This window comes from Candidatus Endomicrobium procryptotermitis (genome assembly GCA_031279415.1).
Lineage (GTDB): Bacteria > Elusimicrobiota > Endomicrobiia > Endomicrobiales > Endomicrobiaceae > Endomicrobium_B > Endomicrobium_B procryptotermitis.
The window spans coordinates 30,581-52,924 of record JAITIP010000038.1; the positions used below are offsets into that span (position 1 = coordinate 30,581).

Below are 22,344 nucleotides of genomic sequence, written 5' to 3' on the forward strand. Positions count from 1 at the left end.
GCTTAAACTCAAGCAGGTCTCAAAACAACAGACTTTTTAGATTTCTTTGAAGATTTCTTACTAACTATATATTTACTAACATCATGATTAACTTCATCTTTTTTTACTTTAGCAAGTTTATTCATGGTCTCTTCAAACTTCTTTTTATTATTATCCATTAATTAACTCCTCATATTGGATTCTTTTACCTGATATGTTTTCAAAAAATGTGATCCTATCTTGGAGACTAAAATCTCTTGTGTTCCACCTAAAGCAAAACATATTAGCGTACATCTGAATATGCTTCTTGCTGCACCAATGATATATGCCTTTTATATTCCTCTTAAAGTGGCTAAAAACACCTTCAATATGATTTGTTGTTACGCTGCAATTAACATACTGTTTCTGATGATGATTTACAAATTTCCGGTTCTTTAAGAATTTATATACCGGGCTTTCATCTGTATGTATAGTAGCATTTTTGGATATGTGCCGGTTAAGGATAGGCTTAATATTCTCTCTGTTTGTTTTCTCAAAGTGAACAAGTTTTAAATCCCCTGCTAATTCTTGCATTCCGAGGATTGGAGCCTTATCTCCCTGGACTTTATTATATGCCTGAGTTCTTTTGTCTTTGTGTTTATTGCTTTCTTTACCGCCGACATAGGTTTCATCCACTTCAACGATGTTTTTAAGAGGTTTTTTAAATGATTCCGTCTCCATCGCATGCTTAGCCTTTGAAGCATGAACCAAACTGTTTTTTGCGTTACGCCTAAGTCTTTTGATAGTTGTAAGTTGATATGCCTTTCTTATGAGAAGTCATCAAATAAACAGCCATAAACCACTTTAAAAGAGGTATCTTGCTATCTTCAAATATAAGTTCCAACCTTGATTGAAAACTTTACACGGCAATCAGTGCATTTATGGATATTACTGTTTTTAAAGTGGGAAATCTTCTTCACTGATCCGCAATGAGGGCAGTATTCGCCGCCTTGTCAAATTATTTTTGTTAGGTAGTTTATGCATTTCTGTTCTGTGTCGAAGACTTTCAGGAAGTCTATTAGTGAATTAAAGTTGTTCATTGTTAGAATCTCCTTAGATATGTTTTATCGTCTAAGAATATGCTACCATTTTATTTTGGGTCTGTCAAGTATATAATTGCCATAAAAGCTTTGTTACAACTCTTCAAGTTCTTCCCCTTTTTTACTGAAGACAAAAGAATATAATGATGTTATAAGAGTACACCAGCAAATGTATTTTTACTATTGTCGTCAGTACTGAAAATCATGGGAAGGTTAATATGTACTATTGTCAGTTATCGTGCTTCCGGAAGGAGTAGTGATACTTTCTATATCGGCAAAAATTGTATATGTTTCAGGCAAATACAGTTCTAAATCATCTAACGATATTTTGTAAAATTCTTTCTCTCCAGGAGCAAGTGGTTTATTCGGTTTATAGAAAATACCGCTTTTGGTATTGGTATAATCCTCACCTCTTACAGTTATTTTAAAAGATATTGACGCTATGTAATATTTTGAACCGTTATCTATTTCAAAACCTATCAAATTTTTTTCGCTGTTTATCAATCTTGTATTTTGAATTTTTATATCCGACAGCTCCGGAACTGAAGTCGTGTCGTAAAATATGCCTCCTTCTTCAGTATCATCGTTGAGCATTGTATAGTCAGCAGAAAGTTTGTTGCTGGTAAAATAATTATAATTATTATATCCGTAATAAACTGCCGTTCCTGTATAATATGGCGTGTAATAGTAGTGGTGCGCATAATGATGATGGAAAGATAAATATCCAAAAGGAAAAAGTAAGAAGTTTACAGCCGAAAAGAATCTGGCAGGCCTGTAATAGTGTGAATAAGGATAATATGTTCTAGGACGGTAACGTTTCGGAGGTATGTGATGTCTGTGACGGATTAATTGGTTGTTTATACTATTGTGCTTTACAGATTTAGCGTAACTTCTGTTTGTATTATTACTTCTACTTTGCTCGAGTTTTCTATAATTATTATTGCTAAAAGAACGCTGCCTGACGGCATTGCTTTTTGTAATGACAGGATTTGCATTCACATCTTTGCGTCGTTCATATCTACGGCTATTAGGGTTATTTGCATTATTTCTTGCCGCATTACCTGACGGTCTTACGTTCTCTCTTTTTGTGACGGCAGGTTTGACATTTTTCAGCTGAGGCTTAGAGTTAACGCTTTTAAGCACAGCCGGTGCAGGAGTAACAACCGAACTTTTGCGTCGCTGAAAATCGTCACTGCTATTATTATTTATGCGAATATTAACCGGTTCGCTCTTTCTAAAACTATTATTTTTATTGTGGCCAAAGATGTTTCGAGAACTGCTTTTTTGATTTTGTGTTGACGTGTTTCTGTTAAATCCTGAATTCTGTTTTTTGTTCTGCGCAAACGCCGGCTGAAGCGATAAAAATAAACATATTACAAAAATTAAAATTTTTTTCATTTTATTTTTCTCCTTCATATAATAATATATATTTTTCTATTTTATACCATATTATAATAACATTGGCATAACAATAAATATTGCAGCATATAAAAAAGCTGCCCAATTTTAAAAAATTCCGCGCCTTTCCTGCGAAAAATTTAATTCAAGATTACTTCTCAATGTTTAAAGTGTCTCATTCCGGTGGCGACCATGGCTATTCCGTTTACGTTTGCTGCGTTTATCGACTCTTGGTCTTTTATCGAGCCACCAGGCTGTATTATTGCAGTAACACCTGCTTTTGCCGAAGTTTCAACCACGTCAGGAAATGGAAAAAAAGCGTCTGAAGCTAAAACAAGGCTATAAGCTTTTTCATTAATGGCTATTGCGGCTTCTTTCATTTTTTTAAGAGCTATCTGCAACGAATCTATTCTGCTCATTTGTCCAGCGCCTATGCCTACGGTTTGCCTTCCTCTTACCAGAATAATTGCATTCGACTTAACGTGCTTGCATACCTTCCATGCAAAATCAAGCGCATCGTTTTCTTCTTTTGTCGGTTTGCGCGTGCTCATTTCTTTCATTTCCGAAAAAATGCGATTATCGCGGTCCTGAACAAGCATGCCGTAAGACATCATTCTGTATTCTATAGTATTCTTTTCTTCCTCATAAGGTATTGCCTGTCTTAAAAGTCTTATATTTTTCTTTTGCATAAAAATATCTAAAGCGCCTTGAGAATAATCTGGAGCTATTATACATTCTACGAACAGTTTGGCGATTTCGCATGCAGTATCTTCTCCAACCGCTTTATTAAAAGCTATTATTCCACCGAAAGCACTGACGGGATCGCATGACAATGCCTTCAAATAAGCATCTTTTAAATCGGTTCCTTCAGCACAGCCACAGGGGTTGTTGTGTTTTATGATAGCACATGCAGGGTCGGAAAATTCGTGTACCAGCCTCCATGCCGTTTCCAAATCGAGATAATTATTGTATGAAAGCTCTTTTCCATGCAGTTGTTTTGCCGAAATTACGATCGGTTTGTTTTGTCCGTTTCCATTTCCGTACAAAACGGCTTCCTGATGCGGATTTTCGCCATATCTTAAGCTGGAAAGTTTATTGAGTGGGATTGAAGTGTGAGAAGGGAATTTTTCATAAGTAAGATAATTCGAAATAAGTGAATCATAATAAGCCGTATGCCTGAAAGCTTTTGCCGCAAGCGTAAGTTTGAATTCTTCGCTTACGGAATTATTTTTCAAGCTGTCTATTACTGTTTTATAATCTTCAACGCCGCAAATAACTATAACGTCTCTATAATTTTTAGCGGCCGCTCTCAAAAGTGCAACGCCGCCTATATCGATATTTTCGATTATTTCTTGAGCTATTTTTTTATCTTCAGGTTTTGGAATTTCGTTCATCATTTTTTCAAACGGATAGAGGCTTACAGCGACAATATCTATTTTATTTATGCCGAGTTTTTCAAGTTGTTCAATATGATCTTTTTTATCTCTTACCGCAAGAATTCCTCCATGTATTTTAGGGTTAAGTGTTTTTACTCTTCCGTCAAGAATTTCAGGAAAACCCGTAATTTCCGAAATCTCCGCACATTCAATTTTATTGTCTGTAAGCATTTTTGCCGTTCCCCCGCTGGAAATTATTTTCCAGCCGAGTGTTCTTAATTCTTTTGCAAAATCCGTTAATCCGGTTTTGTCATACACGCTTAAAAGAGCCGTAGCCATTGTTTTTTCTCCTTTAAATAAAATTTTTTATTATGTAAAAATATGTTTTAATTTTCATCCAAATTTACTCCTTTATACTCTCTCAGAGCTTTTGCTATATTTTCTGAAGAAAAACCTCTTCTTAAAAAAAAGGCTGCGGCTTTTCTCACTTCATTTTTATCTTTGAAGTCTAATTTTTTGAAATTTTTTCTAATTATTCCAATAATCCGTTCATGAGGCTCTTCTGCCTCTCTAAGAGTTTTCAATATATTGTCTATAATATTTTTATCTGCCAGATGTCTTTCAAGTTCGTGCCGCAAAACAAATTCGCCTTTTCCCTTGTTTTTAAGATACTGCACATAATCGGCGGCAAATTTGGCGTCGTTTAAATAGTTAAGTTTTTTAAGCCTATCGACTGCCGCCTGCGCATTGCGTGGATCGTGTCCTTTTATAATAAGCTTATCGTATAAACTTTTTGAACCGTAAGGATGTTTTCCGACAAGCAAAAGAGCGTCGGCAATGACACTGCCAGATTTGTCAAAAGATAATATTTCTTTAAATTCCACTTCAGTTAAAATTTTTCCTTCTTTTAACTCGAACTTTACTATGGCATCCGCAGAAAGCAAAAAGCTTTTTTCGTTTTCCGAAAAGATTTTAAATATATTTTTTCTTCCTTTGACTCTTTCTATTTTTTTTATCAGCATATCAATAATCTACCAATTCGTACTCTCTTGAACCTATTCCGAGCATCTGCGCATATTCAAGCTGTATGGATGGGTCTAAATCCGGATGCATTTCTTTAAAAAGGTCTTTTCCATACACTTTTTTGACCATATCGTAACTTGCCTGGTCAACAGCTACAGGGTCGTTTCCTGCTATTATTCCTATATCTTTCATCATAGGGGGATTTTTAGCCATCGAGAAACAGTCGCAGAATTTGCTTATATGATTTAAAAAGTTAATGCTGGAACTTTTTTTGCCTTTTATTACTGCTGCGGCATATTCGACGATTTTTTCCTGAACGACAAGCGTTCCTTCATTCCACTTCAATCCGAAAACATTGAAAGCACATGTTACTATGCATTGTCCGCATCCAACGCATTTGCCGGCATCCATAACTATTTTTTTCTCGATGAGCTTCAATGCATTTTGAGCACACCATTTTACACATTGTCCGCAGGCTTTGCATCTTTCGGCTCTTACTTTAGGTTTTGAACTGTGGTGCATAGCGTATTTGCCGGATTTGCTTCCGCAACCCATACCCATATTTTTCAAAGCTCCTCCAAAACCCGTAACTTCATGCCCTTTAAAATGATTTAAAAAAATAAAACTGTCAGAATAAAATATATCGCGCGCAATGCTTACGTTTTTAAAATGTTTAAAATTGACTTTAATATCTTCCTGCGCATTTCCTCTCAGCCCGTCGGCTATGATTACGGGGCAGCCGCAATTGACTATATTGAATCCATGTTTGTCAGCAATCAAAAGATGATGATAAGCATCAGAACGTTTTCCGACATAAATAGTGCTTGTGTCGGTTAAAAAAGGAAAAGCCGTTTTTTCTTTGGCTATTTTCACTATCTGAGAGACATATTTAGATTTTATGTAACCATCGTTTCCTTCTTCGCCAAAATGCATTTTTATCGCCAAATACTGTCTTGCTTTTACATGGTCAAAAACTCTGGCCTTTTTTAGAAAACTGTAAAGTTCCCCCCTTCTATCCCATGACAAAAAATAAACTTTATTTGCCATTTTTTAAGTCCCCCATTAAATTTATTTATGGTATTTTCTCAACTGTTTCATCATCAACTCAAAATCTTTAGGTATGGCGGCTTCAAAAGTTGTTTCCATATTTTGACCGGGTATTTTAAGAGTTAATGCAGCAGCATGAAGAGTCTGCCTGTCAATTAAAGGTTTTTCTTTAATTCCTTTTTTTTCTTTATAATTTCGTTTAAATGATGATAAATATAAAGGCTGGGCACTTCCATATTTGCAGTCCACCGCCAAAGGATGTCCTATACTCCAAAAATGAATTCTTATCTGATGTCGTCTTCCAGTCTGCGGCTGCGCGCATACGAGCGTATAACTTTTAAATCTTTCCAAAACTTTAAAATTTGTCATAGATTTTTTTCCAGTTTCATCTATTGAAACGTCTCTTCCTGAAATAAGTATCGGCTTGTCGATAACGCCTTCATCATCTTCCAAAACTCCCGAAAGCAAGGCTATATAATTCTTTTTAACTTCGGAAGCTTCAAACTGCATGCTCACGGCTTTGTGTGCCTGAACATTTTTAGCAAAAACAATAACTCCTGTAGTGTCTCTGTCAATTCTGTGAACAACCCATATTTTTTGACTCATCTGTTTTTTAAGTATGCCGATAAGTGTTTTGCTTTCGTCTGTATGTTTATCAGGAATAACTAAAATTCCCGATGGCTTGTTTACGACAATTATATTGTCGTCCTGATATATTGTAATCTCCGTTAGTTCTTTTTTCATTAAAATACTATCTCCCTGCCATTTTATTAAATTCTTCTTCATCTATAACGGTAACGCCCAGAGTTTTGGCTTTTTCAAGCTTTGAGCCGGCATTTTCTCCGGCAAGAACATAAGACGTTTTTTTGCTTACAGAAGATGAAGTTTTTCCACCCAGCGATTTAATAATTTCTTCAGCCTGCCCGCGCGTGTATGTCGACAACTCTCCTGTCAAAACAAAAATTTTACCTTCAAACTGCATTCCCGCAGCGGAACTTTCGGCTTCCATCATGTTTATACCCGAAGCTTTTAAAGTTTTGATTATGCATTTTACCGAAGCATTTTCAAAAAATTTCTTTATCGAATTTGCAAGAGTTTCTCCAATTTCATTTATTTTTATGAAATCATCAGTAGAGGCATCCGACAACGAATCAATGCTTTTAAATTGTTTAGCGATTATTTCTGAAGCTTTTTCTCCGACATGATGTATTCCAAGTGCAAAGAGAAGCCTGCTTAAAGGACGTTTTTTACTTTCATTGATGGCTTTAATAAGATTGTTAGCTTTTTTTTCTTTGAAAAGGTCGAGTTCGAGAAAATCATCAAAAGTCAAATGGTATATATCTGCGATAGAACGCAATTTGTTTCTTTTAAGCAGCTGGTCTATTACAGCTTCGCCGAAACCTTCTATGTCCATGGCGTTTCTGCCGGCAAAATGTATAAGATGTCTCCTGAATTGTTCTGGACATTCTGGATTGATGCATCTGTATGCGACTTCTTCTTCTTTTTCTTTGACCACCGTGCTTTTACATTTTGGACAATACCTTGGCGGTTTAAAAAAATTTTCGCTTTCTTTTTTCACAACTTTCACGATTTTAGGGATAACGTCGCCTGCTCTTTCGATTAAAACTGTATCGCCTTCATTTACACCAAGCCTTTCCACTTCCTCGAAATTATGAAGCGTGGCATGTGAAATCATGACTCCCGAAAGCTCCGTAGGCTGCAAAACTGCAGACGGAGTGATTATGCCAGTTCTTCCAACCTGTACACGTATTTTTAAAAGTTTTGTCGTAGCCTGTTTTGCAGGAAATTTATATGCTATAGCCCATCTCGGACTTTTGTTCGTATAGCCTAACTCTTTTTGAAGCTTTAAATCATTCACCTTTATGACAAGTCCGTCAATTTCATATTGAAGCGATTCTCTTTTTTTCAACATTGCGTCCATATAATCGTTTATTTCTTTTAGACTGTGGCACAGCAAAACATTGTTTTGCAGTATAAACCCGCATTTTTTACAATAATCCAAAAAATTAGAATGCTTTTTAAAATCTTTTCCAGAAACTGAACCAAAAGAATGAACAAAAAATTTTAATTTTCTAGAAGCCGTTATCTGAGGATTTTTCTGTCTTAAAGAGCCGGCGGCGGCATTTCTGGGATTTGCGAATTTTTGTCCGCCGTTATCAAGAATTTCTTTGTTTATAGTGGCAAAATTTTCTTTATCCATATAAATTTCACCGCGCAGTTCGAAAAAATCCAGAAAATTTTTCCCGTCGTTTAATTTATGAGGTATGCCTTCAACCATCTTGATATTTTCAGTTATGTCCTCTCCTGTTTCTCCATCTCCGCGCGTAGCACCTGTCGTCAAATTTCCATTTATGTAAGTAAGGCTTGCGCTTACGCCGTCCACTTTAGGTTCTACTATAAATTCAATATCGTCATTTTGTACACTTTTAAGAATTTTTTCGTACCATACAGATGTTTCCTGCACAGAATAGGTATTGTCCAAAGAAAGCATTGTTGAGGAATGTTTTACCTGTTTGAAAGAAGATGTCGGCATACCGGACACTTTCTGCGTAGGAGAATCTTTGACTGCAAACTGAGGATATGCTGCTTCAAGTTGTTCGAGATCTTTTACGAGATTATCGTATTCGGTATCGGATATTTCAGGATCGTCTTTCTCATAATAAAGTTTATTATGCCGTGTAATTTCTTGTTTTAAATAGTCAATTCGTTTTTTAACATTTTGTTCCATAAAATAAAAAAAACCTTCCAAAAAGGTTTAAAAGTGAGTTTTACTTTGTCTGCTGTCTGGCAGCTTTAAGTTTGTCAAGAATACCGTTTACAAACTTGCTTGAGTCTCTTGTAGAGTACTTCTTTGATATTTCAACGGCTTCATCTATTATTACATTAATGGGAGTTTCAGGCATATCTATAATTTCATAAGCGGCAAGCCTGATAATGTTTCGGTCAACAACGGCCATTCTGTCCAATTCCCAGTTTTTTGCATATTTAGCGATAAGGGAATCTATTTCCTCTTTTTTGCAACACACGCCTTCGAATATTTTTAACGAAAAAACCTTGTAAGCTTCGACCTGAGGAAAATATTCGTCAAAACACTGATAGATTGACTCAATGGGCATATTGCAATTGTCAATCGTGTAAAGCATTTGCAAAGAACATTCCCTTGCCTTCCTTCTGGTGCTCATATAATCCCCGTTGTTAAATTAGAACAGATAAATGCACTGATTAGGATTCTATAAAAAAACAAATGAAAACTCAATATAATTCTAAATAATTCTAAGAGTGTTATTTAACTGAAAAAGAAAGATTTAAAAAATATAAGTATGGAGTAAATGAATAAAAGATTAAATGACAGACAAGTAAAAGAATTATTAAAACTTAGCATTTCCCTTCCATTAATCTGTGCTAAACTGTGGGAAATTATAGCTTATTTATTATTTAACAAATGTTTGTATAAATCTTCCTGTTGTAAAACCATTTCGTTTATATCGAATTCTTCTGTTATTGATTCTTTTGCTTTTTGTCCCATTTTCAACAGTTCAGATTTGTTGTTTAGAAAATAATTTATTTTCTCGGCTGTAGAATCATAATCGTGAGGCTTAATTAGAAATCCGCTTTCCCCTTCTTTTATTATTTCTTTTACGCCATCAACGGCATTTGCGATAACCGGTTTTGAACAGCACATCGCTTCTATAATGGAACAAGGAAGTCCTTCCCATAATGAAGTTAAAACAAACATATCGCTGGCATACAATAATTCGGCTGTGTCATTTCTCCATCCTAAAAGAATTACTTTTTTATTAAGTCTGTATTCCGATATTAAAGCTTCAAGCTCTTTTCTTTGAGCGCCGTCTCCGACGACAAGAAATAACACGTCATTGTGAGAAGCCGACACAATATTTGCTGCTTTTATAAAATCTTTCAGGTTTTTTTGAGGTTTAAAAGGTCCTATGGTAATTATGACTTTTGAATTTTCATTTATACCAAGCGATTTTCTAAAATTTTTGTTCGGGATGTAATTTTTATAATAATTTATATCTATTCCCGCTCTTATAATCTCAAATTTGTCTTCTTTGGAAATTTTATATTTTATACCTTTTTTGATGTCCTCTTTTGTTACTACGATAAGTTTGTCGGACAATAAAGAACAGAACTTTTCAAGATAAACGTACAAGTATTTTTTGAATAAGTTCTGCGTTTCATTGAAACTGTATCCGTGAACCGTATGGACTATGGCTTTAATTCCTGCAAGTTTTGCGGCAAGCCTGCCAAGTATTCCGGCTTTTGATGAATGTGTATGAACAATGTCGGGTTTTTCCTTTTTTAGAATTCTGTAAATCTGCCATAAGGATTTCAAGTCTTTTAAAGCAGATATTTCTCTGACGAAATCGAAAAGCCGGTAAATTTTAAATTTTTCTTCGGCAAAACTGTCTAATATTCCACCTCTGCCAGTTATCAGAAATTTGTTAAACTCACTTTTGTTTATGTGTTCTGCTGTATAAAGTGCGACTTTCTGCGCACCTCCGAGTTCAAGTTTGGTAATTATGTAACCTACTTTCAGCATAATAAAATTCCTTTTCAGATTTAAACGATTGTTTTGAAATATTCTATGGTTTTTAGGAGTCCGTCCAAAATGTTTACTTTTGGATGATAACTGAGAAGCTGCTTTGCAAGGGTTAAGTCCGGTTTTCTTTTTTTGGGATCATTTTCCGGAAGATTTTTATATTCGATTACAGAACTTGTTTTAATTAGTTCCATAATCTTATTTGCAAGCCATAATATGTTGAACTCAAAATCAGTCCCAATATTTATAGGACCTTTAATATTGTTATCGCTTAATAACAGTTTTATTATTCCATTTGCTAAATCGTCAATATAACAAAAAGAACGCGTTTGCTCCCCGTTTCCATAAACCGTAATGGGTTTATTTTGCAAAGCTTGCACTATAAAATTAGAAACCACCCTGCCATCATTTTTGTCCATACGAGGACCGTAAGTGTTAAAAATACGGGCAACTTTAATTCCTACCCCGAAAATTTTCGCATAATCAAACATCAAACTTTCTGCAATGCGCTTTCCTTCATCGTAACAGCTGCGTATTCCACATGGATTCACATTTCCAAAATAAGTTTCTCCTTGAGGAGAGATATGAGGATCACCATATACTTCACTTGTTGAAGCCTGTAAAATAACGGCATTATTGCGTTTTGCGATTTCAAGCATATTCCGCACACCAAGATAACATGTATCCGAAGTAAAAATAGGATTTCTCTGATAAGCTACCGGCGAAGCTGGACATGCAAAATTCATTATGTAATCTATTTTTTCATCGGTATTGAAATAAATTATGTCTTCTTTTATAAAAGTAAAATTTTCTTTGGAACTTAAATGTGATATATTGCGTTCATAGCCGGAATATAGATTGTCAATTCCTATCACTTTGAAACCCAGCGAAAGCATTTTATCGCATAAATGAGAGCCTACAAAACCTGCGCTTCCGGTTATCAAAACAGTTTTCACTATAAACGCCCCATTGAATAATATATCATTCCCTGTTCTTTCATAGATACAGAGCTGCATAAATTTCTTCCGTCAAAAACCACATTTCCTTTCATTTTTGACTTTAAAAGACCGTTCGGTATATTTTTGAACTCATTCCATTCTGTAAAAATTATTAAAGCATCAGCTTTGTCTAAAGCATCTTCTTTTTTTTGCATAAAATATATTCTGCCTTTAAGTGCTTCTTTTGCATTATTCATTGCTACAGGGTCAAAAGCTTTTACTTCCGCACCTTTGTCGAGAAGTTTGTTTATTACATTTATTGACGGAGCTTCACGAATATCGTCGGTATTAGGTTTAAAACTCAGTCCCCAGACGGCAAAAGTAAGACCTTCAATTTTATCTTTATAATGAGATACTATTTTATTAAATAAAGTTAATTTCTGAAATTCGTTAACTTTTTCGACAGCTTCCAAAATATGCGGGACATAATTGCTGCTTTTTGCCGTTGATATTAATGCACGAATGTCTTTCGGGAAACAAGAGCCTCCGTATCCTATGCCATTATAGAAAAATTCATATCCGATTCTTTTATCGGCTCCCATGGCTTTTCTTACGCTGTCTATATTTGCATGAGTTTTTTCACAGATATTTGCTATTTCATTTATAAAAGAAATTTTTGTTGCAAGAAAACTGTTTGACGCATATTTTGTAAGTTCTGCACTTTTTACATCTATAACAATAATCGGATGGAAATTTTTTGTAAACGGTTCATAAATTCTTTGCATTATCTCGGCAGCTTTTGCACAGTCTGCACCTATAACTATTCTGTCGGGCTTCATAAAATCATTAATTGCCGACCCTTCTTTTAAAAATTCGGGGTTCGAAACAACGTCAAAATCATAATTCGAATCCCGTTTTATAAGTTCTCTTATTTTTTCAGACGTACCTACCGGAACGGTTGATTTTGTCGCTATCACTTTATAAGAATTAATGGCTTTTGCAATTGCCTCTGCCGCCATAAAAACATATTTTAAATCGGCTGAACCATCTTGAGCAGCAGGCGTTCCAACCGCTATAAAAATAACACTTGATTTTTGAACGGCAATCGTAATATCGTTTGAAAATAAAAGTTTTCCAGATTTTACATTATCGGCTATAAGTTCGCTTATTCCAGGTTCGTAAATAGGCATATGCCCGTTTTCAAGCATTCGGATTTTTGTTTCATCCATATCTACACAAATTACATTATGCCCTATATCTGCAAAACATGCTCCGCTGACCAAACCTACATAGCCCGTTCCTATTATCGCAATATCCATTTTTACCTCGCATATTATAGTACATTATATTAGTTTTAATTACATCATTTTTGCGGAAAAGTTAGTTAAGTTAAATTAAATCTATATATTCTGCCAAAGTTTTGGCATCTTTAATATTTTTTTCTATGAACGAATATTCCCATGCGCCGTAACGCCCTATTGAAAAAACACCGTTTTTGTTAAGCCAACTGTTTATTGCATTCAAGGCATTTTCCCTTTTATCGTCAAAAATAACGTAGGCGTATGGAATATCTATTATATTTTCAACCATGATTTCATCATTCTTACCGATAAAATCTATAGCTTTTAAATCCTTTATAACATCCCCGTATTTTTTAAAGACGCCGTTATGAGAGGAGAATTCAATATAAAAGCCATAGCAATTTTCGGGGGCGGACGATGCATTGACATTGGAATAAATTCCCATTCTGTAAAAAGAAAGTTTTTTGTCGGGCAGATAAACCCAATGTGTGTCATTTAATTTTTTTGGAATGCCATTTTTAGACTTAATGCCAAGATTGACACATCTTACAGAAGAACACTTAAGTTTTTGAGCTGCCGCTTTTATCCCTGTGGGAACATTTTTAATTTGTTTGATAAGCTCTGTAAGCGGCTGAGTGGATACTAAAACGCCGTAACCATATTTTTTTCCTGAAGAAGTAATAACAGTCTTATTTTTTGTGTCAATTTCAGAAGTTTTTGAATTCAGTTCGACATTTTTACATTTTTTTAATAAACCGTTTATTAAGGCCTGACAGCCGCTTTTTTTCGGATAATAAAAAGTGCTGTTATAACCATATTTTTTTCCATTTTTTGAATAAGCAGATTTAACTATGCTTTCAGCATCGGGCTTCGGTACAAAATGTCCTGTCCATTCGGCAGTCATTTTGGACAAATCATAACTCCAAAGCTTTTCATTGTAAGGTTTCATAAAATATTTTGTTATGCCTTTACCGAACATCGCTTCAGACCAATCTATGAAAGGCATTTTCGCTGAAATTTCAATCTCTTTTCTTTTTAATACACCATCAACGCATTCTTTTTTAGTTTTTTCGTCAAGATAATAAAGATTTGCCTGAAAAGGAAAAGGGACAAAAGTTTCATTTATAAAAATTGAAGAGTTTCTGACAATTTTATCAATGCCGCCGGTCATTTTTTTGACAAAAGTTTTTATTTTTTTATCTTTTATATGTATGAAATGTCCTGAGCAGTCAAAAGTAAAACCGTTTTTGTAAAAAGAACGGCAAACTCCGCCGGCCGTCTGGTTTTTTTCCAAAACTATACAAGGTTTTTTAAGAAAATATGCCGCGGATAATCCGCTGATACCCGCTCCTATTATTATGATATTTTTCATTTTATTCTACCTTTACGGAAGCAAGTTTTACTGTAATTACCCATAGACATATTAAAACTAGAAATAAAAGCATTATGGCATATGAAAGCGGCAGCTTTGTAAACAGAAACGCGCAAAATGCCAAAATTATGCATGCTGCATATGTCATAATTAAAATTTGTTTTCTTGAAAGACCCATTTTTTCAAGCCTTAAAGCATAATGGTCTTTGCTTCCCAAAAATGGAGATTTACCTTTATGCATCCTAAACAGGCTCACAAGTCCCGTTTCATAAATCGGTACGGCAAGGATCAAAAGTGGAGCAAAAAGACCTACTTCATTCATTGCAGTATAAGATGTGCCCATGGCAAGGCTTGCCAGTACAAAACCTATAAATAAACTGCCGGTGTCTCCCATAAATATTTTTTTAGATTTTGAAAAATTATAAGGTATAAAACCCAAAACAGATCCCGCAAGCGCTGCGGCGCAAAAATTTACATATATCATTTCCGTAGGAAGCGATATGAACAAAAAAGCAAAAGCAGCGATAATGGCAATACCACTTGAAAGACCGTCCATAATATCTATAATATTAAAAGCGTTTGTTATTCCCACAATCCAAAATATGCTTATTATACAGGATAAAAGATATGAAGGAAAAAAATTAATTCTTATATCAAAACCAAAAACGACAATTGCAGCTGCCAAAAACTGTACTATCAGTTTTGATTTAAAGCCGAGTCCTTTAAATTTGGCATCATCTACAAACCCCAATAGCATAACCATAACACTTCCATAAATAATTCCTCTCAGGCTTCTAAGGGTTCCATCAGGGAAACTTGTGACTGCTCTTATAATAAGGAGACTTAAAATACAGCCTAAAAATATGGCGACGCCTCCCATATAAGGAATGCTGATTGTATGCGTTTTAACCGCACTGATAGGACTATCCATAATATTGAACTTAATTGCCAAAAACCTACACAAAGGCATTACAAGCAAAGAAATAAGAAAAGCCGTACAAAAAGAAATTAAATAAAGGAGTTCAGTACTCATTTTATTTTCCAGTTTTTTTATTTAACGGCAAAAACATAGCTGACCTATAAATATGCCATTTATGCAATATATATCTTATCAATATCCACAGTGTTTCTAAGCCGTATTTTAAACTTCTCCCGAAATTTATAGAAGAAGCTTCGTCAAAATATTTTGCAGGAACTGGAATTTCGCCTATTCTGAGATCGCAGGCCGCCGCCTGTACCAAAATATGCTGGTCAAAAACAAAATCGTCTGAATCCGCATTAAAATTTATAGTTTCCAAAGCTTTTCTGGAAAAAGCCCGATAGCCTGTATGATATTCACCCAAATTAAGACCCAGAACTATGTTTTCTGTAATCGTAAGAAATCTGTTAAAGAAATATTTGTAAAAAGGCATTCCGCCTTTCAGCGCTTCCTTACGCGTTCTTATGCGGTTTGCCATCATAATATCGCATACGTCCTGACTGATAATTCCGGTGAGAAAAGGCACAAGTTTGGGGTCGTACTGGTAATCTGGATGAAGCATGACAACAATATCAGCACCCGCTTCAAGAGCTGCTTTATAGCAGGTTTTTTGATTTCCCCCATAACCTTTATTTTTTTCGTGGATGATAACTTTAAGTCCAAGATTTTTTGCCGTTTCTGCGGTAGTGTCTTTTGACAAATCATCAACCAGAATAATTTCGTCATAACTGCCTTGCGGAATATCATCTAAAGTCTGCTTTATGGTTTTTGCGGCGTTGTAAGCAGGCATAACAATGACGATTTTTTCTTTTCCCATTATATTTCCTTTTTAAGTCCCGCCAATCCACCGGACTTTTAATGAACTCATGTCCATATTTCAATAAAATTAAACCAGTCTTTTTAATGCCGCATTGTGGTGGTTAAAATTCACTATTGGACTCATTCATCCAGCTGTTGAAAGTTTTAACATATATTGTTTCATTTTTTTATTTTTTCAAAAAACCATGTTTAAAAACTTTTGGTTCTATTTTTTTTGTAAGCACTTTTAAATTTTGCGTAAACTGTCAATAAGCTCGTTATATTTTTCACTTGTTGACTTATTGTTCATTCTACCATTTCTGCTGCGTCACTGAAAGTGTTCGCGTATGTCGTAGAGTGATGCATTTACGCTGCTTTTTGGTTGTGCATGGTAATACTTCCATAACTTTTTCCTAGCAGCAAAAACAGCTTGAGCTTCGGCAGAAAATTCCAATTTCCTGCTTTCTTTAGTTTCTGGAAATAATATATTTTCTGCTGTATAATTCTGTTTACCATTGATAAAATCGGTCATAAACCGGCTGTCGAATTTGTCGCGTGAATTTACTTCTGTTTCTGTAAAAGGTATCCAATGGTTTATGCCATATTTCGATTGAATGTTATTGTTGAATAATGTATATGCAAGACAATTGGTTTGAAATTCTAAATCGGTTTTCCAGCTGTCATTGGGATATTTAATGCAGCTGTTAGTACATCGTATTTCTGTCATTTATTTCCTTCTTCAATTTTTACAAATTTGAACAAATCTACAAAAGAAATTCTTTCTTTTACTATACTGAATATTCCTAAAGTAAAAATCGTCATAAGCTGCAAAAAGTGATATATTGCTATACAGGCAAAAGCCGCATCTTTTTCTACTGATAAAGCTGAAAGCGCCGCTACACCCATAAATTCGAATGCGCCTATGTATCCTGGAGCGGTAGGAATTATGGCTCCTATACCTATTATAATAACAACAAAAATGCCGCCTAAAACCGAGATATTTATCCCGCATGAAGAAGCAGTAAGTACTAAAAATAGGCTTTCTGTAATCCATATCAGTACGGATAAGATTAAAACCGCTGAAAAAGCTTTCGGTTTTCTCAATATTATAAGCCCTCCGGCAAATTTGCCCAAAAGTTTTACTGAAATATCTTTAATTTTCTGCGGCATAGGAATTTTTGAAATTATGTCCACAGCTTTGGTTTCATTTTTTGAAATCAAAAATAGAACCAAAAGAACCGCTCCAAAAACTGCACCGGAAATGTAAAAAGACTTTTTAATAAAACCTGGAAAAGGAAGAACCGCCATAATGATAAAAAAGAACAATACAAAAATAATTACATCTATGAGCCTTTCTATCACTATAGTGCCGAAAGTGCTGCTTCTTGAGATTTGCAGCCTTTCTCCCGTAACTTTTGCTCTTATCAATTCGCCGATTCTCAGCGGTATGATATTGTTCATAAAAAACCCGAGCATCATATAAGGAAAATTTTGTAGGACAGTCGTACTTTTAACAGGTAAAAGTATAAAATAATATCTTATGCTGCGCAGCACATAAGTTAAAGCATAGAGTATTATGCCTGGCAGCAAAATATAATAATTTGCATTTTTGATAAGCTCAAATGATTCGTTAAAATTTACCTGTCTAAGTGTCAAAAAAATCAAAACTGCACTGAACAAACAGCCAATCAATATTTTCAAAAAGTGTTTTTTAAACATTTTTCCTCTTAGTTGTTAGATACAATTTTATTAAATAATACTGAAACTATTAGAAAATCAGCATATTTTTGATTTGTAGTAAATTTGCAAGAAATTAAAAGTTCTGCCTGTTGTTCATAGGTCAGAAAAGGTTTGTTATATTGCATTAATTTTATCCTTTAAAAAAAGCCCGATAAAGTGTGCTTGCCTAAAAGGCAGAGGCATATCGGACGACGTAGATTAATAATTTAACATAAAAAAACTTTGATGTCAAATAATGCTCATTTCGAAATAAAAATATACGAATTTAGCAGCATTTTTATCAAAATTACCGTTAATACACAAGTTCATAGGATTCCATGAACTGTTTGTCAAACGGATCCATTTCTAAAGCTTTTATTATATTGTCTGAAGCAAGTCTCTTTTCGCCTTTTTGTTTATAGAGCCATGCCAAATCATAATAGTATTTTCCTTCCCATTTGTTGAGAGATAAAGCAAATTTTTTATATTCTATTGCTTTATCGAGATTAAGCAAAGTATTCTCTTTTTGGCTTATGGCAAAATAAGCGTCTGAAAGTTTGCTTGCATAAGCAGGATTTAACGCATCTTTTTCCAGCGCTTTAAGATATTGGCCGCACGCGGCAGTATATTTATTTACTGTAAAAAGCATTATACCTTTTTTATAATCGCTAAGCGCTAGAAAAGGTACTGCCAATATGTAGAGAAACGGGATAATAAGCAAAATCGCAATATAAGTATTAATTTTTATTTTTCTGGTTTTTATCTCTGACGTTTCTAAAGGAAAAGATAAAAGTATAAAAAATACAAGCATATTGGTGGATATGAATGCCGTTGATTCAAACATGTTATATGCAATGAAAAATATTACGGCAAGCATAACAGGCAGATGCGTTACTCTATTTTCTATATTTTTTATTTTTTTTGCAGCAAGGATGAAAAATACTGCCAAAATGGCTGCAAACAAAACAAGACCTGGTATTCCGGTTTCAGCAATGAGCTGCAAAAATAAATTTTCCGTCTGTGAAACGTCTGCGCTGGCAATTTTGGCATAACTTCCGGAAACGACAGAATAATTACAAAAGCCCGTGCCCATAAGTAAGTTGTCTTTTACAACTGAAACAGCTGTCTGCCATGATATTATTTTTGGTGCAAAATAACCGCTTTTAAACGCCTGATAAAACGCTGCCGCTGATACAGCCAAAAAAGGTAAAACAAGCAAATGCGTTTTTATTTTTATTTTAGACCTCATAAAAAATAAAAAAATGCCGCAAGCAAGAAAAGCCAGCCCTATAGCATAAAAAGATTTTGTCAAAATAACTGCGGTTAAAATAATAAAAGAAGTATAAATATAAATTTTTCTTTCGTTCTGCCAAAAAACGAAAGAAAGACAAAGAGCCAAAATAAGAAAACCGGCTGTAGCATGCGTGCTTTTTGACAAAGCGCCGGCAGATTCCATATAGCCCGCAAAAGTTACATTGGAAGCAAAAAGAAATATTGTAAGCCATAGACCTATAAAAACCGGAATCAGCAAAATGCTTCTTTTGTCATAAGGTTTTAAAAATCCCGTCAAAAGATATGCACAGGAACAATACGAAAGCAGCATTATGCCGTTTCTGGCATTATACTGAAAATCCGCACTATAATATGAAAATACCGCATACAAAACAAAAAAGAGCAGCGGCAAAACATAATTTTTATATTTTAAAATATTATTGTTGATAGTGAAAAAAAATGTTATTCCCAAAAGAAAAAGAAGAGCAGATTGTATTCCGACGGCGTCCGAAAACTTTGCAAAAACAGATGTGATTAAAGAAACTCCAAAGATGAGAATCAGATAATTAAACTTATCGGTTGAGGTGTTCAAATTCTATGTCCCGAAAAACTTATTTATAAAGTCAAGCTCTAAAACAAAAAAAGAGTTAAGCAAAAAAGAAGGTGCGGGTATAAGCAAAGTTATGTATGAAGCAACCGCTAAAAATGGGCCAAAAGGCATATATCCTTTCCTTTCGACTCTTTTAGTTAATATTAGAAATAAACCTAAAATGCTTCCTAAAAACGAAGCTATAAAAATCGCAAAAAGAGCTCTCTGCCAGCCTACTATTGCCCCTATTCCGGCCATAAGTTTTATGTCACCTCCACCCATAGCTTCTTTCTTAAAAAAGAATTGTCCAAGCAATCCTATCAAAAACAAAGAACCGCCTCCGGCAATAAAGCCGATGAAAGCGTTTAAGAATTTCTGCATAAAATGTTCACCCAAAGATACGTTAAAAAACGAAAGCAAAAACCCCGCAACTGTAAGCATAAGTGGAAAAATATCTGGAATTATCTGATAATAATAATCTATGCCAGAAATAACTACAAGGCAGAAAGTCATAAAACAAAAAAGAAAGAAAGCAGGGGTCAATCCATAAAAATGATACAGCAAGACAAACAACAATCCTGTCAGCAGTTCTATTATCGGATATGTAATTGATATCTTTTCTTTACAATAACGGCATTTGCCATGCAAAATTATATAACTCATAATAGGTATATTGTCGTACCATTTGATTTGTTTTTTGCATACTGTACAAGAAGAACGCGGTTTTACTATAGATAAATTCAGAGGCATTCTGTATATACACACATTGGCAAAACTGCCTAGTACCAGACCAGTAAGAAAGAAAAATATGTAAAAAATAATATTAAAATCGGAAAAAAGAATATCCATATAATTATAACTCGCTCCAAATATTTCCTTTTGAATCCTGATGGATACAGTTTACCCATATCTGCCCTTTGACTCTGCCGCTGCCGTCATCGCCGTCATCAGCTTTATACGCCCATCCACATAAATCTCTATTTTTTTCAAAATCAGAGGTATAAATTTTGTTCGATTTTTTATGATAAGGCGGACATGCAGCATAAGGTATTTCCTGTATATATTTTTCATTTTCAGTAAGCTCTTTTACAATATCGGCGCTTGGATAATTTCCTTCGTGGTCGCCGTAATACATCGCTATCGCTCCCCTTAATGCGCCGAGAGCACTTTTCGTGGCGCTTTCTTCAGATTTTTGTAAAACGTCTACGAACTTCGGGACAGCTATAATGGAAATAATTACAATGACGGCTATGGCTATTACTATTTCGATTTCACTAAATCCATCTTTGCCGCGCATATTTTATCCTTTTTTTACCTTCCATCCATGGCTATAAGCCTTTCGAGTTCAATTTTGTTTGTGGTATATTCAAATGCTGTTTCTCTCGATATTCTTTTCTTAATAACATTTTCGGCTATCGATTGATTCATGGTCTGCATGCCGTATTTGGCGCCTATCTGAAGCTGGGAATAAATCTGTTCAGTTTTCATTTCCCTTATGATATTTCTCATTGCTGCATTCATCATCATTATTTCGGTAGACAAAACCATTCCTTTTCCTGATATGTGAGGCATAAGCTGCTGGCATAAAATCGCCTGCAAAGTTAAAGAAAGCTGGGCTCTTATCTGTCCCTGCTGATAAGCTGGAAAAACATCTACCATTCTGTTAATTGAAGAAGCTGTATCCATGGTATGAAGAGTGGCAAAAACCAGATGCCCTGTTTCAGCTATGGTAGCAGCAGCGGAAATAGTTTCCAAATCTCTCATTTCGCCTATAAGAATTATGTCAGGATCTTCTCTTAGCACATATTTTAACGCCGAAGCAAACGAAGTCGTGTCGGAGCCGACTTCTCTTTGGTTAACTATACATTTTTTGTGATTGTGAATATATTCTATGGGATCCTCAATTGTAACTATATGCCCACAACGGTTTTGGTTTATGTAATTTATCATCGAAGCAAGTGTTGTAGATTTGCCTGACCCCGTAGCGCCGGTAACAAGAACAAGCCCTTTAGGATAATTTACAATATCATATACAACCCTAGGAAGGTTTAATTCTTCAAACGTCCATATTTTTGTAGGGATGAGCCTTAAAGCCGCCGAAATCGAACCTCTTTGTTTAAACACATTCATTCTGATTCTTCCCAAACCTCTTATGCCAAAAGACATATCGAGTTCGCAGGATTTTTCAAAACGCCGCATCTGTTCGTTACTTAAAACACCGTATATGAGCTCTTTACAGGATTCGTGATCTAAGATTACTGCTCCCGCAGGCTTCATTTTCGTATCACATCTGTACATCGGAGGCGCTCCGACCGTTATATGCAAATCCGAAGCTTTTAATTTTCCCATTTCTTCAATAAGCATATATAAATCATACATAAATCACCTCTTTTGCCCGAGCAGTTTTTCTTCTACACATTCTGGAACAAAATCTTTTGTATTTCCGCCTAAAGCCGCAATTTCTTTAACCATGCTAGAAGAAAGAAAAGTATTGGTTTGATCTGGCATTAAAAAGACGGTTTCTATATTTTTGTTCAAGTTTCTGTTCATTAAAGCCATCTGAAATTCATATTCAAAATCTGATAAAGCTCTCAGACCTCTTATCAATATGAAAATATTTATCTTTTCAAGATAATTTGCCAAAAGCCCCGAAAAAGAGGTAACTTCAACATTTGCCAAATTTTTGGAAGCTTCTTTTAATAATTCAACACGTTCTTCCAAAGAAAACATATGCTTTTTATTGGCATTTTCAGTAACTGCAACAATAATTTTTGGAAACAATTTAGATGCTCTTGTTATTATATCCAAGTGCCCGTTTGTAGGAGGATCAAAACTGCCGGGATAAACGGCTGAAAGTTCTTTATACATAGGCAAGTTTATATCAAATTTCAA

Annotated in this window: 22 protein-coding genes; all 22 read right to left on the bottom strand. The window is 34.8% G+C overall.

What is annotated here, in order from left to right:
- Positions 1-8 precede the first annotated feature (8 nt).
- The 22 genes from LBD46_07905 to coaD all read right to left on the bottom strand — a co-directional run bounded on the left by LBD46_07905 (position 9) and on the right by coaD (position 22,344).
- Positions 9-158 (bottom strand): hypothetical protein, encoded by a 150-nt coding sequence (locus tag LBD46_07905; protein MDR2427080.1) that lies wholly within the window; start codon positions 156-158, stop codon positions 9-11.
- Positions 151-729: an IS1595 family transposase gene (locus tag LBD46_07910; protein ID MDR2427081.1), complete on the bottom strand. Its 579-nt coding sequence runs from the start codon at positions 727-729 to the stop codon at positions 151-153. Before LBD46_07910 ends, LBD46_07905 begins: the two co-directional genes overlap by 8 nt.
- A 542-nt stretch (positions 730-1,271) precedes the next feature.
- Positions 1,272-2,456 carry a hypothetical protein gene (locus LBD46_07915; protein ID MDR2427082.1) on the bottom strand — a complete coding sequence of 395 codons (1,185 nt, stop codon included), beginning with the start codon at positions 2,454-2,456 and terminating at the stop codon, positions 1,272-1,274.
- 158 nt (positions 2,457-2,614) lie between these two features.
- The gene (gene purH, locus LBD46_07920) at positions 2,615-4,171 is read right to left on the bottom strand and encodes a bifunctional phosphoribosylaminoimidazolecarboxamide formyltransferase/IMP cyclohydrolase (GenBank protein MDR2427083.1); all 1,557 of its coding nucleotides are present in this window, start codon (positions 4,169-4,171) and stop codon (positions 2,615-2,617) included.
- Positions 4,172-4,218: 47 nt separating this feature from the next.
- Positions 4,219-4,854 (bottom strand): recombination regulator RecX, encoded by a 636-nt coding sequence (locus tag LBD46_07925; protein ID MDR2427084.1) that lies wholly within the window; start codon positions 4,852-4,854, stop codon positions 4,219-4,221.
- A gap of 1 nt (position 4,855) precedes the next feature.
- Positions 4,856-5,902, bottom strand: a complete 1,047-nt coding sequence (locus LBD46_07930; GenBank protein MDR2427085.1) for a DUF362 domain-containing protein — start codon at positions 5,900-5,902, stop codon at positions 4,856-4,858.
- A 21-nt stretch (positions 5,903-5,923) separates the two neighbouring features.
- Positions 5,924-6,646, bottom strand: coding sequence for an RluA family pseudouridine synthase (locus LBD46_07935; GenBank protein ID MDR2427086.1), 723 nt, complete (start codon positions 6,644-6,646; stop codon positions 5,924-5,926).
- Between the two features lie 7 nt (positions 6,647-6,653).
- The gene (ligA, locus tag LBD46_07940) at positions 6,654-8,651 is read right to left on the bottom strand and encodes an NAD-dependent DNA ligase LigA (GenBank protein MDR2427087.1); all 1,998 of its coding nucleotides are present in this window, start codon (positions 8,649-8,651) and stop codon (positions 6,654-6,656) included.
- Positions 8,652-8,691: 40 nt separating this feature from the next.
- On the bottom strand, positions 8,692-9,105 hold the full coding sequence (gene nusB, locus LBD46_07945) for a transcription antitermination factor NusB (protein MDR2427088.1): 414 nt from the start codon (positions 9,103-9,105) through the stop codon (positions 8,692-8,694).
- A gap of 242 nt (positions 9,106-9,347) precedes the next feature.
- Positions 9,348-10,484 carry a glycosyltransferase family 4 protein gene (locus LBD46_07950; GenBank protein MDR2427089.1) on the bottom strand — a complete coding sequence of 379 codons (1,137 nt, stop codon included), beginning with the start codon at positions 10,482-10,484 and terminating at the stop codon, positions 9,348-9,350.
- A 20-nt stretch (positions 10,485-10,504) separates the two neighbouring features.
- A complete protein-coding gene (locus tag LBD46_07955; protein ID MDR2427090.1) occupies positions 10,505-11,440 on the bottom strand; it encodes an SDR family oxidoreductase in 936 nt (311 codons plus the stop codon).
- Positions 11,440-12,741 carry a UDP-glucose/GDP-mannose dehydrogenase family protein gene (locus tag LBD46_07960; protein MDR2427091.1) on the bottom strand — a complete coding sequence of 434 codons (1,302 nt, stop codon included), beginning with the start codon at positions 12,739-12,741 and terminating at the stop codon, positions 11,440-11,442. The genes LBD46_07955 and LBD46_07960 overlap by 1 nt, the downstream gene beginning before the upstream one ends.
- Positions 12,742-12,811: 70 nt before the next feature.
- Entirely contained in the window at positions 12,812-14,095 is a 1,284-nt protein-coding gene (locus LBD46_07965; GenBank protein ID MDR2427092.1) for an NAD(P)-binding protein, read from the bottom strand.
- A 1-nt stretch (position 14,096) separates the two neighbouring features.
- Positions 14,097-15,128: an undecaprenyl/decaprenyl-phosphate alpha-N-acetylglucosaminyl 1-phosphate transferase gene (locus LBD46_07970; GenBank protein MDR2427093.1), complete on the bottom strand. Its 1,032-nt coding sequence runs from the start codon at positions 15,126-15,128 to the stop codon at positions 14,097-14,099.
- Position 15,129: 1 nt separating this feature from the next.
- The gene (locus LBD46_07975) at positions 15,130-15,891 is read right to left on the bottom strand and encodes a glycosyltransferase family 2 protein (GenBank protein MDR2427094.1); all 762 of its coding nucleotides are present in this window, start codon (positions 15,889-15,891) and stop codon (positions 15,130-15,132) included.
- 309 nt (positions 15,892-16,200) lie between these two features.
- Positions 16,201-16,599, bottom strand: a complete 399-nt coding sequence (locus tag LBD46_07980) for a hypothetical protein (GenBank protein ID MDR2427095.1) — start codon at positions 16,597-16,599, stop codon at positions 16,201-16,203.
- Positions 16,596-17,591: a flippase-like domain-containing protein gene (locus LBD46_07985; protein MDR2427096.1), complete on the bottom strand. Its 996-nt coding sequence runs from the start codon at positions 17,589-17,591 to the stop codon at positions 16,596-16,598. Before LBD46_07985 ends, LBD46_07980 begins: the two co-directional genes overlap by 4 nt.
- 313 nt (positions 17,592-17,904) lie before the next feature.
- Positions 17,905-19,455: an O-antigen ligase family protein gene (locus tag LBD46_07990; GenBank protein MDR2427097.1), complete on the bottom strand. Its 1,551-nt coding sequence runs from the start codon at positions 19,453-19,455 to the stop codon at positions 17,905-17,907.
- A 3-nt stretch (positions 19,456-19,458) separates the two neighbouring features.
- Positions 19,459-20,301, bottom strand: a complete 843-nt coding sequence (locus tag LBD46_07995; protein MDR2427098.1) for a prepilin peptidase — start codon at positions 20,299-20,301, stop codon at positions 19,459-19,461.
- A gap of 4 nt (positions 20,302-20,305) precedes the next feature.
- The gene (locus LBD46_08000) at positions 20,306-20,749 is read right to left on the bottom strand and encodes a hypothetical protein (protein MDR2427099.1); all 444 of its coding nucleotides are present in this window, start codon (positions 20,747-20,749) and stop codon (positions 20,306-20,308) included.
- A gap of 14 nt (positions 20,750-20,763) precedes the next feature.
- The gene (locus LBD46_08005) at positions 20,764-21,831 is read right to left on the bottom strand and encodes a type IV pilus twitching motility protein PilT (GenBank protein ID MDR2427100.1); all 1,068 of its coding nucleotides are present in this window, start codon (positions 21,829-21,831) and stop codon (positions 20,764-20,766) included.
- A 3-nt stretch (positions 21,832-21,834) separates the two neighbouring features.
- Positions 21,835-22,344, bottom strand: coding sequence for a pantetheine-phosphate adenylyltransferase (gene coaD, locus LBD46_08010; GenBank protein ID MDR2427101.1), 510 nt, complete (start codon positions 22,342-22,344; stop codon positions 21,835-21,837).